Annotated in this window: 12 protein-coding genes; 8 read left to right on the forward strand and 4 right to left on the reverse strand. The window is 51.1% G+C overall.

The genetic code is table 11. From position 1 onward, the window contains the following. Positions 1–63 precede the first annotated feature (63 nt). On the forward strand, positions 64–765 hold the full coding sequence (locus tag CIL02_RS09535; RefSeq protein ID WP_094401193.1) for an ABC transporter ATP-binding protein: 702 nt from the start codon (positions 64–66) through the stop codon (positions 763–765). Here CIL02_RS09535 and ribD read toward each other — a convergent pair. From ribD to CIL02_RS09550, 3 genes are all read right to left on the reverse strand, one after another. Beyond that, entirely contained in the window at positions 750–1,718 is a 969-nt protein-coding gene (ribD, locus tag CIL02_RS09540; RefSeq protein WP_094401215.1) for a bifunctional diaminohydroxyphosphoribosylaminopyrimidine deaminase/5-amino-6-(5-phosphoribosylamino)uracil reductase RibD, read from the reverse strand. The two genes, CIL02_RS09535 and ribD, sit on opposite strands and share 16 nt — an antisense overlap. Before the next feature lie 79 nt (positions 1,719–1,797). Then, the gene (locus CIL02_RS09545; RefSeq protein WP_094401217.1) at positions 1,798–4,212 is read right to left on the reverse strand and encodes a glycoside hydrolase family 2 TIM barrel-domain containing protein; all 2,415 of its coding nucleotides are present in this window, start codon (positions 4,210–4,212) and stop codon (positions 1,798–1,800) included. A gap of 113 nt (positions 4,213–4,325) precedes the next feature. Beyond that, entirely contained in the window at positions 4,326–6,074 is a 1,749-nt protein-coding gene (locus tag CIL02_RS09550; RefSeq protein WP_094401195.1) for a phospho-sugar mutase, read from the reverse strand. Between the two features lie 316 nt (positions 6,075–6,390). On the opposite strand from CIL02_RS09550, the gene CIL02_RS09555 reads away from it, so the two are divergent. Beyond that, positions 6,391–6,774 carry a desulfoferrodoxin gene (locus tag CIL02_RS09555; RefSeq protein WP_094401197.1) on the forward strand — a complete coding sequence of 128 codons (384 nt, stop codon included), beginning with the start codon at positions 6,391–6,393 and terminating at the stop codon, positions 6,772–6,774. A 601-nt stretch (positions 6,775–7,375) separates the two neighbouring features. Here CIL02_RS09555 and CIL02_RS09565 read toward each other — a convergent pair. Then, positions 7,376–9,199: an SLC13 family permease gene (locus tag CIL02_RS09565; protein WP_094401201.1), complete on the reverse strand. Its 1,824-nt coding sequence runs from the start codon at positions 9,197–9,199 to the stop codon at positions 7,376–7,378. A gap of 204 nt (positions 9,200–9,403) precedes the next feature. Between CIL02_RS09565 and CIL02_RS09570 the strand changes: the two genes are divergently transcribed. The 6 genes from CIL02_RS09570 (at position 9,404) to CIL02_RS09595 (ending at position 17,398) form a co-directional block, all read left to right on the forward strand. Beyond that, positions 9,404–9,721: a heavy metal-binding domain-containing protein gene (locus tag CIL02_RS09570; protein WP_094401203.1), complete on the forward strand. Its 318-nt coding sequence runs from the start codon at positions 9,404–9,406 to the stop codon at positions 9,719–9,721. 77 nt (positions 9,722–9,798) lie between these two features. After that, positions 9,799–11,499, forward strand: a complete 1,701-nt coding sequence (gene ettA / locus CIL02_RS09575) for an energy-dependent translational throttle protein EttA (RefSeq protein WP_094401205.1) — start codon at positions 9,799–9,801, stop codon at positions 11,497–11,499. 1 nt (position 11,500) lies between these two features. Then, entirely contained in the window at positions 11,501–11,806 is a 306-nt protein-coding gene (locus CIL02_RS09580; RefSeq protein ID WP_094401207.1) for a DUF4491 family protein, read from the forward strand. Beyond that, on the forward strand, positions 11,796–12,266 hold the full coding sequence (gene rlmH / locus CIL02_RS09585) for a 23S rRNA (pseudouridine(1915)-N(3))-methyltransferase RlmH (RefSeq protein WP_094401209.1): 471 nt from the start codon (positions 11,796–11,798) through the stop codon (positions 12,264–12,266). The genes CIL02_RS09580 and rlmH overlap by 11 nt, the downstream gene beginning before the upstream one ends. Positions 12,267–12,354: 88 nt before the next feature. Next, positions 12,355–14,964, forward strand: a complete 2,610-nt coding sequence (locus CIL02_RS09590) for a glycosyl hydrolase (RefSeq protein WP_094401211.1) — start codon at positions 12,355–12,357, stop codon at positions 14,962–14,964. Positions 14,965–14,968: 4 nt separating this feature from the next. Further along, positions 14,969–17,398, forward strand: coding sequence for a glycoside hydrolase family 2 TIM barrel-domain containing protein (locus CIL02_RS09595; protein WP_094401213.1), 2,430 nt, complete (start codon positions 14,969–14,971; stop codon positions 17,396–17,398). Positions 17,399–17,937: the final 539 nt, after the last annotated feature.

The following is a 17,937-nucleotide window of genomic DNA, read 5'->3' on the forward strand; positions in this document are numbered from 1 at the left end:
GGGATGGGGCCGTTGCGCATAATACTGATATCACAACAACAATTTATTTAGAAAACTGTCATTATGAACATCAGCATAAACAATCTTAAGAAGAGCTTCGGAGACAGAACCGTAGTGGATATTGAGCAATTCAATATAAACAAAGGTGAGATTCTTGGTCTTGTTGGCAACAACGGAGCTGGAAAGACTACTCTTTTCCGCCTGATACTCGACCTTCTGAAAGCAGACAGCGGCATGGTCACTATTGGCGACATCAATCCTGCCGAGGACGAGAACTGGAAAACAACAACGGGAGCATTCATCGATGACAGCTTCCTCATAGACTTTCTTACCCCCGAGGAATATTTTGCCTTCATAGCCAAAGTCAATGACATAACACAGGAAACGCTGCAGGAACGACTCGACGGCCTGCTGCCATTGATGGCTGACGAGATACTGGGGCAGAAAAAACTTATCAGGGACTATAGTGCCGGCAACAAGCAGAAAATTGGCATCATATCAGCCCTGATAAACAATCCGTCGCTGCTCATTCTTGATGAGCCATTCAACTTTCTCGACCCAAGCAGCCAGAACATTCTGAAGAAGGTGCTCGTAGAATACAACAAACAGACTGGAGCAACAATACTTGTTTCGAGCCACAACCTGCAGCACACAATAGAAATAAGCAGCAGGATTGCGTTGCTCGAACAAGGAAAAATCATAAAAGACCTGTCAAACGAAGGCGGTTGCGCCGAACAGGAGCTGGAAGCCTACTTCAACGTTTGACCATCAGGCACATATTGAACTATCCTACGGCCATCGTAGCATGCAGAATACAGGACTAAGGCTTCGGCAGGCAATGCTGGAGCCTTTGTGCCTTCTACCACTTTCACTGGTGCCGTCTCTATCCGTATCTCATCCCACAGGCCTGCATCGATGAACGACTGCAGGGTCTTTGCCCCTCCCTCTACAAGCAATGACTGTACCTGCCTGTTGTAAAGCTCATTCATCAGTTGCGGCAAAACCGGGCTTGAGAAGTCCATGTCCTCAAAACAAGGCCTGCCGCTGTCAACAACTATCTTCATGGGATTACGTCCGCTCCATTCCCTTACGTTAAGCAAAGGCTTGTCACGCTCTTCCGTCACACGGCCAACCAGTATGGCATCAGTCTCTGCCCTGAGCTTATGGACAAGCATCGTCGTGAACGGCGAGGACAAGCGGCAAGGCTTGAAGCCGTCATCGAGAAACCCATTCTCCGTCTGACACCATTTCAGCATTATATATGGTCTGTGCTTAAGGTTATAGACAAAGAATCGCCTGTTCAGCCATTGACATTCCTTCTCCAGCACTCCTACCGTAACGTCTATTCCTGCATCACGCAGCTTGTCTATTCCCCTGCCCTTCACTTTTGCGAAAGGGTCAATAGTACCTACGACCACGCGTCTTACTCCTTTCGCAATGATAAGGTCTGCGCAAGGCGGTGTCTTGCCATAATGCGAGCACGGCTCAAGACTGACATAAATGGTCGACTCTGAAAGCAAATGCTCATCGGCCTTGGCTACTGACGCAAAGGCGTTAACTTCCGCGTGAGCCTGTCCGCATCGCACATGATAGCCCTCACCAATGATACGTCCATTGTGTACTATCACAGCTCCAACCATAGGATTAGGCTTCGCATTCTGCAAGCCGTTGGCGGCCAATTGCAGGCAACGCCTCATGAAAAACTCATCTGTCATCATCATCTGTTATTCAAAAAACTATGCCATAGCCTGCTCTATATTAGCAACAGGCTATGGCATGAAACTGACCGGCATGTGGTTATCTTACTTCTATCTCGAATGACTTTGGAGCGATTTTTGTATTTGTCTTGTCCGTTACTGTAAGCTTGGCCTTTCCCTTCTTGTCCAAAGCCTGTAATGTAACAACAAGCTTGCCGTTGAACAGCCGCATGGTTGGTGATGTGAACACCTCCAGCGATGTGGCGTCACCATTGCACACTCCACGGAATGCCGCTGCTCCCTCCACGCTGACTTCCATCTGGTCACTTGCTGTAGGAATCTCATTGCCGTCCTTGTCGAGCAGGCTAACGGTTACATAGACCAAGTCCTCGCCATCAGCACTAATCCACTCGCGGTCTGCAGACAATGCTATCTCAGCAGCCTTGCCAGCTGTTCTGACAACTTTCTCTCCAACCTGCTTGCCGTCGTTGCCATAGGCTACGACACGCAACTCGCCCGGCTCATACTTTACATCATTCCACATCAGTCTGTATCGCCTTGCACGCTGCTCAGGCTTGTCAGCCATTGTTGCATGCTGCTTCTTAATCCTTCCCTGCGACTTGCCGTTTACGAACAGCTCAGCCTCAGGAGCATCTGTATAGCAGAACACCGGCGTCACCTTTCCTTCACGACCAGGCCATGTCCAGTGTGGCAACAGGTGTAAGGTATGGCTGTTGGTATTCCATTGTGAGCGATAGAGATAATAGCGGTCTTTTGGCAATCCTGCAAGGTCGCAGATGCCAAAGTAGCTGCTACGGCTTGGCCAATACTCGTCATATGGAGTAGGCTCTCCAAGATAGTCAATGCCAGTCCATACGAACTGTCCTATGGTATAGTCGTAGTCATCCATGGCCAGGAAATCCTCCTCGGGCAGATTGCTCCATGAGCACCATTCCGTGTCGTATGCCGTAACCTGTCCATCCTTATCGGCTTTTGTCACTCCCCAGGTGACTGGGAACTTGTATACTCCGCGTGAGCTGACTGTCGAGGCCGTCTCTGAGCCAAGAAGGAATCCCTGTGGCAGTTGTCCTATGGCTGGCTTGTATTTATGAACCCTATAGTTGAAGCCTGGGACATCCATGGCCTGAAGAAATCCTGTCTTCAAGGCATTGTCTATCCTGTCACATCCCTGTGTGACCGGCCTCGACGGGTCAAGCCTATGGCATATATCCTGCAGTCGTCTTGCCATCTCTACTCCACCCTTCATTCCTTGCTCAGGTATCTCGTTGCCGATACTCCACATGACTATAGACGGATGGTTGCGATGTGCCTTGACCAAATTCTCCATATCCTTGTCGCTCCATTCCTTGAAGAAGCGCGCATAGCCATTCTTGCATTTGGGATATACCCACATGTCGAAGCTCTCTGCCATCACCATGATGCCCATAGAGTCGCAGACATCCATCTGCATCTGGCTCGGCATGTTGTGTGATGTACGTATGGCGTCGGCACCCATTTCCTTCATAAGCCTGATCTGCCTTATGAGTGCAGCCTTGTTGACAGCAGAGCCCAGGGGACCCAAGTCATGGTGCAGGCACACACCCTTAATCTTGCGTGTTACGCCATTGAGCTGAAATCCATGTTCCTTGCTCACACTGACCGTGCGCACGCCAAACTTCGAGCGTGTCTCGTCAACAACCTTGTTCCCACGGTACAGGCGTGTTACAAGGTCGTAGAGGAACGGATTCTCTGGCGACCATGCCTGCGGTTTCTTCAGGGACAGGGTCAGTCCGACATTGCCATCCTCTGGCACGTCGGCATGTCCTGCAATCTCCACATAGCCTTTCGGATTTACAAGCGATACCTCCACGGCCAGCCCCTTCTTGCCTGCTCCCGCCACTCTTGTCAGGAAATCTATGACAGCCTCATTCTTCGACAGCGATACCGTACGCGCAAACGACTCCCAAGAATCGATGTTCTCACTGCCAGTCATAATAAGCTGTACAGGACGGAAGAGTCCTGCTCCAGGATACCATCGGCTGCTCTCCTCAACATTCTGAAGGTGGACATCTATTGTGTTCTCGCCCTTGCGCAACAGATTGGTGACATCAAGCCTGAAGGTGTTGTAGCCGTATGGCCAATATCCCGCATAGCGTCCGTTCACCATCACCCTGGGCTCAGCCATAGCGCCATCGAAGCACAACAGTGCATGTTCCGGTACTTTGTCTATCGATACAGTAGTGCGATAGTAGCCCTCGCCAATCCATGGCAGCGCGCCCGAGCGTCCTGACTTCTCTGTTTTCTGTTTCTCTCCATTCTGCTCAATGGCGACATTCTGCAAGTCCCATTTCTTGTCGAATGGTCCGGCTATAGCCCAGTCGTGTGGTATTCTCACACTCTGCCATTCCACGCTGTCACGTGAGAACTGCCATGACCTGATGTCTACCGTTGTACGTTGCTGGGCATGTGATGCCATGGCCAACATTGAGAGTAGTGCAATATGATATAGTTTCATATAGTAGTTTATTATTACAAAAAGGTAAACAAGCCCGCTGAGACACCACAGCATGGAGTCTCAAGAGACTTGCTTACCCATTATTTATTTAGTGGGTTGCATAAAATACCCGCCTAAAGTGAAAGTGATTTCTTAATAGCCTCAATCTTCTCTTCGGCAGCCTTGCAGCAACGCTCATAGCATCCGGCACACTTCATAGTGTTGTCCTTGACCTCGATGTAGAACTTGATCTTCGGCTCAGTACCGGAAGGACGCACACTTACCTTTGTACCGTCGTTGCAGAACCACTGCAGCACGTTGCTCGTTGTCGGCATGTCTATCTTGGTCACGTTGCCGTTCTCGTCAGTAGCCTCAAGGCTCTGGTAGTCCTTCCACAGCGTAATCTCCGAGCCGCCAAGCTCCTTTGGAGGATTGGCACGGAAGTCAGCCATCATCTGCTTAATCTCATCGGCGCCGGTCTTTCCCGGTTTCACTACATTCACAGTAAACTCCTTTGAGAAGCCGTATTCCTTGTAGATGTCCATGAGCAGGTCGTAGAGAGTGCGTCCATTGTCCTTTGCCCAGGCAGCAATCTCGCAGATAAGGCAGATAGACGCTGGAGCGTCCTTGTCACGAACCTTGTCGTATGGCAGATAGCCGAACGACTCCTCGCCACCACCAATATATTTCTGTTTGCCCTCGCTGATGGCAATCTCGCGTGCAATCCACTTGAAACCTGTATAGCAGTCGCGCAGCTCTACGTTGTTTCGCTTTGCAATCTCTGCTATGACCTCTGTGGTAACGATAGTCTTCACCATGAAGTCGGAAGGATTGAGCTTGCCGAGCTTCTTTGAGTTCTCGATGATATAGTAAGAGAGCATCATGCAGGTCTGGTTGCCATTGATGATAATCCACTCGCCCTTGTCGTCACGGCATACAATGGCCAGACGGTCGGCATCCGGGTCGGAGGCTATAACGAGGTCTGCATTGAGCCTTGTGCCAAGCTTCATGCCGAGAGTCATGGCCTCAGCATTCTCTGGGTTTGGAGACACTACTGTCGGGAAGTCACCATCTACTACCATCTGCTCTGGCACCACATGAATGTTCTGGAAGCCCCATGAGCGCAGGCACAGAGGAACTATCACACGGCCCGTTCCGTGCATCGGCGAGTAAACGATGTTGAGGTCTTTCTGCCTGTTGATGACATCCTGGTCAACCATAGCCTCCTTCACGGCGCAGAGATAGTCATAGTCCATCTCACCACCGATAATCTCTATGATGTCCTTGTTGCCCTCGAACTTCACGTCATCTATTGTCACCTTGTTAACCTCGTCAATGATACCCTTGTCATGCGGAGCAAGCACCTGTGCGCCATCTTCCCAGTAAGCCTTGTAGCCATTGTACTCACGCGGATTGTGGCTTGCAGTTACATTTACGCCAGCCTGACAATGGAGCTGACGGATGGCAAACGAAATCTCTGGTGTTGGACGGAGTCCCTCGAAGAGATAAACCTTTATTCCGTTGGCTGAGAAGATATCAGCAACGGTCTCGGCAAACATACGTCCATTGTTACGGCAGTCGTGGCCTACAACTACGGAAATATCGTTCTTGCCAGGGAATGCCTTGAGCAAATAGTTTGCAAAGCCTTGTGTGGCCATGCCAACGATGTACTTGTTCATACGGTTGGTACCCACGCCCATGATGCCACGCAATCCACCAGTTCCAAACTCCAGGTTCTGATAGAAAGCATCGATAAGGGCGGTCTTGTCCTCGTTGTCGAGCATTGCCTGTACTGCGTTTCGAGTCTCCTCGTCAAAAGCCGGAGAGAGCCATGCTTGTGCTTTTGCCTCACACTGGGCAATAAGTTCTACATTGTTTCCCATTATTCTATTTTATTAATAAGATTTTTAAGACTATCTTTTGCAAAGATACAAAAAAAATACATCTTCAACGACTTATTTGAAAAAAAAATGTTTGAGCCGAACATTTTTCAGAAAGTGCCAAATCGTGCAGCTACACAATACCAACAAATGTTAACACACGCTGCTTTATTATAAGCCTCTTTGACAAAGGTGGTTAAACACACATAAATAAAGTTTCGAAATAAAGGCCTTGACAAATAAAAGGCTATCTTTGCAATAGCAACAGCAGCACAGGCCATCACTGAGACATGTGCTGATATAAAGAAAGGAGTATATCATGACAGAGAAAAGAGAATTGTACCATTGCCCCATCTGCGGCAATCTGGTAGAGGTATTGAACAACGGTGCCGGCACACTGGTATGCTGCGGCAAGCCTATGAGACGCATCGATGGCAACACCACCGACGCATCACAGGAGAAGCACGTCCCTGTGATAGAGAAAATTGAGGGAGGATACAAGGTAACGGTAGGAACCATCGGGCACCCCATGACCGAAGAGCATTTCATACAATGGATAGAGCTGCTAACGCCATCGTCCGTGTTCCGCCGTGAGCTTCGTCCCGGCAGCGAGCCCGAGGCGGTGTTTATGACAACAGAAGAGGCTGTCATGGCCCGCGAATACTGCAACCTTCATGGTCTTTGGCTAAAAGAAACCCGTTAGTCATCAGGCCGGAAAGGCAATCCATTAGATGGGTGTGTCCAATTTGATGTGCAAAAAATCAGGTTCATCAGAAATATGGAGTGACGCATAATAATATATTATTCCTGAAGTATATTATTAAATGAAGTGGGTGAAACCGTTTGCCATAGGAGATGAATACGTTTGCATCCCTGATAAGGTTAATAACCTTACGGCTGAAAGGTTAATAACCTTACGGCCTTAAGGTTATTAACCTTATCGGCAATGATATATATACGCATCGACCACGCAACAATATATTGTCACTCGAGATATAGCATGAACCGCCAATATGAATACGCCACAGACAAGATTGATAACCTTATCGGCAATGAAGGCAACAAATACAGAGCACACTGCTATAAATGGTAATCACTCGAAATGTCGGATGACCTTTTTTTGAGAATTGCCGTCCAATGGCTGACAATTGCTGTTCACAAAGAGATGATATTTAGAAACGTTAATCCTTTGTTTCAAACAGCAAATGTTGGTTTTTACGCAACAGCAATTATCAGTTTTGTTCACCTGGCTAAGGTTGACTACGTACTTGCTTGCTCATAAAGAGATTCCACAGCCTGCGGTATCAGAAGGGGAAGAGCAACGGCAACGCAAGCGTCATTACAACCCCCATGATAATCTGCAACGGCAATCCAACTTTTATATAGTCACCAAACGAATAGTTTCCGGCGTGCATTACGAGAGCGTTGGGCGGGGTAGAGAATGGTGAGGCGAAACACATGCTTGCACCGAGAGTGACGGCAAAGAGGAAGGCCATCGGACTTGCTCCCACCTCCGTAGCGGCACTCATGGCAATGGGTGCCATAAGGACAGCGGTGGCGGTATTGCTTATGAACATGGTAAGGAGCGAGGTGGTGAAATATATACCGCACAGCAAAGCCATAGGACCTATTCCGCCAAGCATCCCGACAAGCGCATGACTTACTGCCGCTGACGTGCCAGTCTTCTCAAGGGCTGTCGCCATTGGCATCATGGCAGCTATCAGCACAAGGCTTTCCCAGTTGATGGTCTTGTATGCGGCATCGACGCTACGGAAGCATCCGCACACCACCATCAGCAGTCCGGCTGCCATGACGGCAGTGACTGGAGCAACGGGTATGAAGTCGAAGACCATGGCCGCCACCATGGCAAACATTATGATTGCAGCAAGCGGAGCCTTATAGTCGAGGGTTACGCTTTCTGCCATTTCCCTCGGTTGTCCGAGTAGTACCCAGTCATCCTCCTCCTTGTCTATTTTGGCGATATTTTCCCATTGTCCCTGCACCAGCAGTATGTCGCCTGCCTTCAGCCTCATGTCTGGCAGCTGGCTTGTGATATAGTCGTTGTTGCGCTTTACGCCCAGAACATTCAGGCAATACTGCTCACGAAACCTCGACTGCTTGAGCATTTGTCCGACAAGCCTCGACTGTGGCATGACGACAATCTCGGCAACCCCTATGTCGTAGAAGCCGAATCTTGAGGAGTCCATCTTCTTCAATGAAGCCTCTTTAGCAAAATTGGCAATGCTGTCTTCCGGGCCTTGGAGATATAGTATGTCGCCTGCATATATGACAGTGTTCTGACGCGGCATCGATTGCGTAACCGTTCGCAGCAGTCCTCTGTTCCGCTTTGTCTCGTTGCGTATCTCTATGACGCTGATGCCAAAGCGTGCCCTCATGTCGAGCTGCGCCATGCTCTTTCCAACGATGCAGCTCCTTGCCTCCACCTTGAATGCGGTCACTTCGGCAGTCAGATTATACTCTGCCACAAGGTCGTCAATGGTTTTCCCCTTGCTTGTCTGACGTGCGGAATGTTTTCTGATGAGCATTCTGCTCAATGGCATCATGACAATTATGCCCACAACAAGGCACAATGCTCCCACCGGCAGGAACGAGAAGAACGACAGTCCCTCATATCCATGCTCCCGAAGGGTCTCGTCTATAACAAGGTTGGGCGGTGTTCCGATGAGTGTCAGCATTCCTCCCATGCTGCTGGCAAACGCCATTGGCATGAGCATTCTCGACGGACTCTTTCCTGCCTGGGCAGCCATCGATACCGCTATTGGCATCATCAGGGCTACGGTCCCCGTGTTGCTGACGAAGGCTCCTATGACAGCCGTGACAATGATTACCAGCAGGAACATGGCTGTTTCGTTGCCATGCGCCATGCGGACAATCCTCTGGCTCGCCACCTTGGCAATGCCCGTCTGAAGGATGGCGCCTCCCACGACGAAGAGTGCCGCCATCATAATGACAACAGAATTGGAGAAGCCCGCCAATGCCTCGGACGGTGTCAGCACTCCTGCTATCAGAAGAAAGACCAGAGCGCACAATGCTACAATGTCGGCTCTGATACGTCCACTCACAAAGAGCGCTATTGTAGCTACAAGTGTGATGATGGTAAGTGTCATAGTCATGCAGTATTAATGCCATTAATAATAGATATACAAAAATACTAAAACATTCTATCACGACAAAACATCTTTCGATTATTTAACTTCCTCATAACCTAACAACCTGAAATTCTGCTTTTCTCCTTCACTTTATGGCGTTTCTGTTTCCCGTATCATTTTTTTTCATTATCTTTGCAATTAAAATCATAAATATACTGCGATATGATCATTACTACAACCCCCAACATCGAAGGCCATCCGATAAAGGAATACAAGGGCCTTGTCACAGGCGAGACTATCATTGGTGCCAATTTCCTAAAGGATTTCTTGGCAGGCATCACCGACTTCTTTGGTGGCAGGAGCAGCAGCTACGAGGCTGTATTGGCAAAGGCCAAGGATGTAGCATTGAGGGAGATGCAGGACAGAGCCGTTGCCATGGGTGCGAACGCCATTGTAGGCATAGACCTCGACTATGAGGTTCTGGGGAAGGAAAACTCCATGCTCATGGTGACATCGTCGGGCACGGCTGTCGTAATCTGAGACCGTACTGACCAAAAAGCATACAACTTTCAACGCATACTATTTTTTATTTGTAGACATATTAGAAACATCATTTCATGGCAACAGTAGACGACAAGAAGATTATCTTCTCCATGGTGGGAGTATCGAAGGTCATCCCCCAGAACCAGAAACAGATATTGAAGAACATATACCTCTCATTCTTCTACGGAGCGAAGATTGGTATCATCGGTCTTAACGGAGCCGGTAAGTCAACGCTTATGAAGATTATCGCCGGACTGGAACAGCCCTCACAGGGTGAGGTGGTATGGAGTCCGGGCTATAGCGTGGGCTATCTGCCACAGGACCCACCTCTCGACGAGACGAAGACCGTCAAGGAGAATGTCATGGAGGGAGTGCAGAGCGTATATGACGCCCTGGCGGAATACGAGGATATAAACATGAAGTTCGGCTTGGAGGAATATTATGGCGACCCTGACAAGATGGACAAGCTCATGGCTCGCCAGGCTGAGGTGCAGGATATTATTGACGCCACCGATGCGTGGAATATGGACTCGAAGCTCGACCGTGCCATGGCAGCACTCAACTGTCCTCCCGGTGACTGGCCTGTAACCAACCTCTCGGGTGGCGAACGCCGCCGTGTGGCCCTGTGCAAGCTTCTCCTTCAGAAGCCCGACGTGCTTCTCCTCGACGAGCCTACCAACCACCTTGATGCCGAGAGCATAGACTGGCTGGAGCAGCACCTGCAGCAGTATGAGGGAACGGTTATCGCCGTTACCCACGACCGCTACTTCCTCGACGACGTCAGCGAGTGGATACTAGAGCTTGACCGTGGCGAGGGTATTCCATGGAAGGGCAACTACTCGTCATGGCTCGACCAGAAGACCAAGCGCATGGCGCAGGAGGAGAAGACTGCCTCCAAGCGTCAGAAGACTTTGCAGCGAGAGCTTGAATGGGTGCGCATGGCGCCGAAGGCACGCCAGGCAAAGGGCAAGGCTCGTCTGAACAGCTATGAGCAGATGCTAAACCAGGAGCAGAAGGAGCGCGAGGAGAAACTGGAGATATTCATCCCCAACGGTCCGCGTCTCGGCAACAAGGTAATAGAGGCGCAGCACGTGAGGAAGGCGTTCGGCGAGAAAGTTCTGTTCAACGACCTCAACTTCATGCTTCCGCCTAACGGCATCGTTGGTGTCATAGGTCCTAACGGAGCAGGCAAGACTACCCTCTTCCGGCTCATCATGGGACTGGAGACTACAGACGCCGGCTCATTCGAGGTTGGCGAGACCGTTAAGCTTGCATACGTTGACCAGCAGCATAAGGACATAGACCCGGCCAAGTCGGTCTACGATGTCATAGCACAAGGCAACGAGACCATACGTATGGGTGGCAGGGATGTCAACGCACGTGCCTACATATCGCGCTTCAACTTCTCGGGTACCGACCAGAACAAGCTCTGCGGAGTCCTCTCAGGTGGTGAGCGCAACCGTCTGCAGCTTGCCCTGGCACTGAAGCAGGAGGGTAATGTGTTGCTTCTCGACGAGCCTACCAACGATATAGATGTCAACACGTTACGCGCACTTGAGGAAGGTCTTGAGGCTTTTGCCGGATGTGCTGTCGTCATCAGCCACGACCGATGGTTCCTCGACCGTATCTGCACCCATATCCTTGCCTTCGAGGGCAATGGCGAGGTGTTCTACTTCGAGGGCAGCTACTCCGAGTACGAGATTAACAAGGCACGCCGCCTCGGTACGGACGGAGAGATAAAGAAAGGCCGCTACCGCAAGCTCATGGAGGACTGATATGGAACTGCATTTCAAAGGCATGCTGATTGCCATATCCACCTTTTTAATAATAGGTATATTCCACCCGGTAGTCATCTGGGTGGAATACCATTTCGGAACCCGTCCATGGTGGATTTTCCTTGTTGCAGGTATTGCCAGCATAGGTGCGGCATTCTTCATTGCCGATGTCATGCTGTCGGCCATCCTCGGCGTGCTCGGCGCAACATGCCTGTGGACGATAGGCGAGATATTCGAGCAGCGCAAGAGGGTCAAGAAAGGATGGTTCCCCATGAACCCAAAGAGAGCCAAGGAATATGAAGACTGAGCTGATAGTAGTAGGCAAGACCACCAACAAGCATTTCATTGCTGCCATCAACGATTACCTCGAACGGATAGGTCACTACATGCCTTTCTCCGTGACCGTTATCCCCGAGCTGCGCAATGCCAAGAGCCTCAGCCAGCAGCAGCAGAAAGACAAGGAGGGAGAGGCTATACTCCGCCTGTTGCAGCCTTCTGACACGGTGGTGCTTCTGGACGAGCGTGGCAAGGAGCCGCGGAGCATTGAGCTTGCCGACTGGCTGCAACGCCGGCAGCAGACAGCACGCCGCCTGGTGTTCATCATCGGCGGTCCCTATGGCTTCTCGCAGCAGGTATACAGTCGTGCCGACTCCATGCTCAGCCTCTCGCGCATGACTTTCTCCCATCAGATGGTAAGACTTATCTTTGTCGAGCAGCTCTACCGAGCCTGCACCATCATCAAGGGCGAGCCCTATCATCACGAATAAACAAAGCAATAGGGTATATAGAAAAATCTGGAATTTCAAGAAAATATAGAAAGTCTGGATAATCTACAAAAATATTAAAAAGAAAACTATGAACAAACTAATCTTAACTACAGCAGCCCTGCTCCTCAGCCTGCCCCTACAGGCTCAGCAATGGCCTGCGCCTAATCCCGAGGCCAAGCCAGGTGCCCGATGGTGGTGGATGGGCTCAGCCGTAAACGAACAAGACCTCAGATGGAACATCGGAGAGTATGCCAGCCACGGCATCGGAGCCCTTGAAATAACTCCCATCTACGGAGTAAAAGGCAACAGCGGCAACAACATCGACTTTCTGTCACCCAATTACATGGAGATGCTCAAGGTAACGGCTGATGCCTGCAAAGGCAACGGCATAGAGCTTGACATGGCAACAGGCACGGGATGGCCGTTTGGCGGACCGTGGGTACCGCTTGAGGAGAGTGCCTCACAGATGGTAATCGTAGACACCATCGTAAACGGCAAGAAGATAAAGGACCTTGACATGCGCCCGGAAACGAAAAGGCGCACCAACAGCACGCTCGTGGATGTCTACGCCTTCGGCAACGGGACATTCCTCCGACTGGGCAAGAGCGTGTCTGCCAATGGCATGCTCAACGCAAAGCTGCCCGGCAAGGGCTCATGGCGCATAATCGCCCTGTACAGACGCACGGGCGTGATGAAGGTGAAGCGTGCCGCACCTGGAGGCGCAGGGTATGTGGTAGACCATTTCGACAAACGTGCCGTGACGAACTATCTCAACCATATCTCAGATGCCTTCATACAGACTGGCACACCATTCCCACACACATTCTTCAACGACTCCTACGAGGTGTCGGAAGCCGACTATACCCCTACCCTATTCGCAGAGTTCGAGCGTCGCAGAGGCTACAGCCTTGAGGAGTCATTCGACAAGCTCGTTGACGGCGACAGACAGGTTGTTACCGACTATCGCGAGACTCTTGGGGAAATGCTGCTCGACAACTTCACACACACATGGACGGAATGGGCACACAGCCACGGAGCCATCACACGCAACCAGGCACACGGCAGTCCCGCCAACCTCATCGACTGCTATGCGGCCGTAGACATTCCAGAGATTGAGGGCTTCGGACTTACCGACTTCGGCATCAAGGGACTGCGCAAGGACTCTGGATATACGCGGAAGAACGACTCCGACTTCTCCATGCTGAAGTACGCCCCGTCAGCAGCACACATCACAGGCAAGACATTCACTTCGTCGGAGACATTCACATGGCTGACGGAGCATTTCCGCACATCGCTGAGCCAGATGAAGCCCGACATGGACCTGATGTTCTGTGCCGGCGTAAACCGCATGTTTTTCCATGGCACCACATACTCGCCAAAGAACGACCCGTGGCCAGGATGGAAATTCTATGCCTCTGTTGACATGAGCCCCACCAACTCTATATGGCGCGACGCACCATATTTCCTTAAATATATAGAAAGATGCCAGAGCTTCCTGCAATGGGGACAGCCCGACAACGACTTCATAACCTACCTGCCCATTCACGACATGATGGCAAAGAACACCAAGGGCAAGCGGCTCATGCAGTTCAGCATACATGCCATGGGCAAGCTTACTCCAGAGTTCGTAGAGTGCATCAACAGCATCGACCGTGCAGGCTTCGACTGCGACTATATCTCTGACGCGCTACTGCTCTCCACAACTTTCTCCAACGGCAAAATACAGACTGCTGCAGGAACACGCTACAGCGGACTCATCATTCCTGACAGCCATAACATTCTGACTCCGGAGGTAAAGGCGCACATAGACAACCTCAGGACCGCCGGCGCACATATTATAATAGGTACGGCTGCAGCGGACATGGCTCATGCCGCCAAGGCTGAGGAGATGAAGACACGCTACGGGCTGAAGCTCATCAGACGATCCAACGACAAGGGACATCACTATTTCATCGCAAACCTCACACCCAACGACATACAGGGCTATACCAGCCTGTCCGTACCTTTGGATGCTGCCATATGGTTCGACCCCATGACGGGCAAGCGAGAGAGGGCTGACATTGACAATGGCAACATCCTGCTGTCACTACGCTCCGGCGAGAGCATCATCCTCCAGACTTTCGACAAGGTAGACAATTCGCTACTCGATGAATTGGCTGGCCTGCCAGTACGTTGCGGATGGTCAAGCGACGAGGGTACGGAGAAGGAGCTATCGGCATGGACCCTGAGGTTTGCCGAGTGTATGCCTGACAATGGTAAGACATACGACCTCACAGGTGCGCAGCCATGGGAGAACCTTGACGAGACAACACGCACGCTCATGGGAACAGGCATCTACGAATGTCATGCAAACATCACGGAGGCCGACCTGAAGGATGGCAACATCTGGACCATCGACCTTGGCGACGTAAGGGAGAGCGCAAGGGTATACGTCAACGATAGTTTAGTGGGATGCGCATGGGCAGTGCCCTACCGCCTTGACTTCTCGGGACTCCTTCACAAGGGAGACAACATCATAAGAATTGAGGTAACCAACTTGCCAGCCAACCGCATCTCACAACTAGACCGTGAGGGCGTACAGTGGCGTAAGTTCGAAGAGATAAACATCGTCGACCTGCACTATAAGCGCACAACCTATGAGGGATGGGACCCTGTACCGTCAGGGCTCAACTCGGCAATAAAACTACTTAAACGATAAACCAATGAGAAACAAACTATTCTTTGCGGCTCTGCTCATCGCTTCCGCAACATCAACGCTACATGCACAGCGGACAACAGAAAGCCTGAACTTCGGATGGGATTTCCATCGCGGCAACGCAGACATCAGCAACATCAATGTCAACGACGGCACATGGCAGACAGTAGATGTACCGCACGACTTCCAGATATCACAGGACTGGGTACCACCATCAGCAGACGAGAAAGAGAACAACTCCGACGGAGCATCCAATTTCAAGTCACGCCTCTCGGCAAGAGGCTTCAAGGAAATGGGCGACGGATGGTACGTGAAGACCATCACACCTGCGGAGTCACTCAAGGGCAAGAGGATCTTGCTCGACTTCGAGGGCATCATGTACGTGGGCGACGTTTACCTCAACGGCAAGCGTATCGGCGGTACGGACTACGGCTATCTGGGATTCGACATCGACATATCGAAACTGCTCAACTATGGACAGCCCAATACCATTGCCGTACATGCCTCGACAAGCGGGCCGATGAACTCACGATGGTATACGGGTGGCGGACTGTTCCGTGACGTAAACCTCATCACTACTCCTGCCGACATCTACTTCGCACGTCACCCTCTATTCGTAACTACACGCGACAACCATCTCGTTGACCTGCAGATAGAGGTTGCCAACTATACCAAACGCAACGAGATTAAGCTGCGCACAACCATTGCCGACCAGCAGGGAAACATCGTCTATGACAAGACGGCCGACATGCACTTCAACCGCAAGATGCGCACCAACGAGCTGAAATGGGAGACTATAGACATCGCCGAGCCAAAACTGTGGAGCTGCGAGACACCGCATCTGTATACCGCCACTGTCACCATTCTCGACGACAACGGCAACGAGACCGACCGCACATCCACACGCTTCGGCATCAGGACCATCGAGATTGGTCCCGACTTCGGACTCAAGGTCAACGGCAAGAAGGTACTGCTCAAGGGTATTGCCAACCATCATACTCTTGGCGCACTCGGTGCAGCCGCTTATCCAAGGGCTATGGAGAAGAGAATACAGATGTTGCGCGACTTCGGCTTCAACCATATCCGCACATCGCACAACCCATACAGCACGTCGTTCCTCGACCTCTGCGACCAATATGGCATACTCGTTCTCGATGAGCTTTACGACAAATGGCTCGACCAATACACAGGCGGACGCAGGCCGTGGATGGAACAATGGCCAACAGACCTGCCCGAATGGATAAAGCGCGACCGCAACCATCCGTCCATCATAGCATGGAGCCTCGGCAACGAGCTACAGACTTATCCCAACCTGCCATTCGGCGACTGGGGCGTGACGCCATACCGAATGATGAAGCCCGTGCTGCAGCGTTATGACAATACACGAAAGATAACCGTGGCCATGCACCCGCGCGGACGAAGCCTCGAAACAGACTCACTGCCTGCCCCTCTCGTCATGGAGACCGACATAGCAGCCTACAACTACCGGTATATGTACTTCCCCGGCGACGGCAGACGTTTCCCATGGATGACATTCTATCAGAGCGAGGCCAACACCTCGATGATGGGACCGAACTACTACGAGATGGACCTGGACAAGGTGATGGGACTGGCATACTGGGGACAGATAGACTATCTGGGTGAAAGCCGCGGATGGCCTGCCAAGGGATGGAACGACGGCTCGTTCGACATATCCCTACAGCCAAAGCCCATCGCATATCTCCTGCGCTCGATGTTCAAGCCCGAGGAGCCTGTTGTACATATAGGCATCGTCGACACAAAGGCCGACGAGACCGAATGGAACGGCATCATCTTCTCCAACGATGGCATGAGCGAGCATTGGAACCGCACGGCAGGAAAGAAGTACAACATCAACGTATATACCAACGCTGAGCGCATTGACCTCATCGTAAACGGCAAGACGGTAGCACAGCAGCAAAACACCACAGACCCGAAGAAGCGAAACAAGCTGCGCTTCAACGACATAGAGTACCAACCGGGCTACATAGAGGCTGTGGCATACAACGATGGCAAACGAGTGGCCTCACACCGCATAGAGACAACAGGCAAGGCTACAAGGCTGAAGCTGACTGCCGACACCACGACATGGAAGGCAGACGGACAGGACCTCATGCACGTACGCATAAATGCCGTCGACAGCAAGGGGCGACGCACATGGTCAGCACAGCAGAAGCTGAACTTCACCGTTGAGGGCGACGCCAGCATAGTGGCAGTGGACAATGGCAACCTCAATTCCGACGAGTCGTTCACAAGTACCGCCCGCTCGCTCTACAACGGCTCAGCACTCGTCATCCTGAGAGCAGGCCAAAAACCTTCCAACATTACTCTTGTCGTGAGCGGCGAGGGATTTAAAACGCAGAAGATAAAGCTAAGAAGCCTCACCCCCAGCCCCTCTCCAAGGGGAGAGGGGAGGTAAATAGTCTGAAGGAAAAAGGGCGAAGGGAACCTAAACCCCTCGCCCTTTGACCTTAGACCTTAGATCTTTGACCTTCGACCTCAGCCCTTAGACCTTAGTCCTTCGACCTTAAACCTTAGACCTTAGACCTTTACAAAACGTAGTTTCCTGATTTCTGTTGACTACTTGCTTGCAGCAAATATAATAATCAGCACGCGCTGTAAGCGCAGCAGCACATAGCCCAGGGTAGAGCGTAGCGGCACCCTGGTACAAGGGAATGCAGTCCATGCGCACTGTAAGCGCAAAAGCGTTATATGAGAATGCAAAGCTTTGCGTTGGCGGTTGCAAAGCTTTGCGTGGGCAGGTGCAATGCTTTGCGTGGGCAGTTGCAAAGCTTTGCGTTGGCAGATGCAATGCTTTGCGTTGGCAGATGCTGACGTGTACTGATTTTGGTTGACAGTTTTGTTTGTTAAAACTGATGTTGTTTACACTCTTGTTGTCTTATTCCTAACAGGGTTGTCAGTTTATGGCCTTATCCCTGATCAGGTTTACACAATTTC

Source organism: Prevotella sp. P3-122 (genome assembly GCF_002251365.1).
Taxonomy (GTDB): Bacteria; Bacteroidota; Bacteroidia; order Bacteroidales; family Bacteroidaceae; genus Prevotella.

Excerpts from the sequence above, each read along its gene's own strand:
- CIL02_RS09535 (WP_094401193.1), top strand. The coding sequence starts at position 64 with ATGAACATCAGCATAAACAATCTTAAGAAGAGCTTCGGAGACAGAACC.
- ribD (WP_094401215.1), bottom strand. The coding sequence starts at position 1,718 with ATGATGACAGATGAGTTTTTCATGAGGCGTTGCCTGCAATTGGCCGCC.
- CIL02_RS09545 (WP_094401217.1), bottom strand. The coding sequence starts at position 4,212 with ATGAAACTATATCATATTGCACTACTCTCAATGTTGGCCATGGCATCA.
- CIL02_RS09550 (WP_094401195.1), bottom strand. The coding sequence starts at position 6,074 with ATGGGAAACAATGTAGAACTTATTGCCCAGTGTGAGGCAAAAGCACAA.
- CIL02_RS09555 (WP_094401197.1), top strand. The coding sequence starts at position 6,391 with ATGACAGAGAAAAGAGAATTGTACCATTGCCCCATCTGCGGCAATCTG.
- CIL02_RS09565 (WP_094401201.1), bottom strand. The coding sequence starts at position 9,199 with ATGACACTTACCATCATCACACTTGTAGCTACAATAGCGCTCTTTGTG.
- CIL02_RS09570 (WP_094401203.1), top strand. The coding sequence starts at position 9,404 with ATGATCATTACTACAACCCCCAACATCGAAGGCCATCCGATAAAGGAA.
- ettA (WP_094401205.1), top strand. The coding sequence starts at position 9,799 with ATGGCAACAGTAGACGACAAGAAGATTATCTTCTCCATGGTGGGAGTA.
- CIL02_RS09580 (WP_094401207.1), top strand. The coding sequence starts at position 11,501 with ATGGAACTGCATTTCAAAGGCATGCTGATTGCCATATCCACCTTTTTA.
- rlmH (WP_094401209.1), top strand. The coding sequence starts at position 11,796 with ATGAAGACTGAGCTGATAGTAGTAGGCAAGACCACCAACAAGCATTTC.
- CIL02_RS09590 (WP_094401211.1), top strand. The coding sequence starts at position 12,355 with ATGAACAAACTAATCTTAACTACAGCAGCCCTGCTCCTCAGCCTGCCC.
- CIL02_RS09595 (WP_094401213.1), top strand. The coding sequence starts at position 14,969 with ATGAGAAACAAACTATTCTTTGCGGCTCTGCTCATCGCTTCCGCAACA.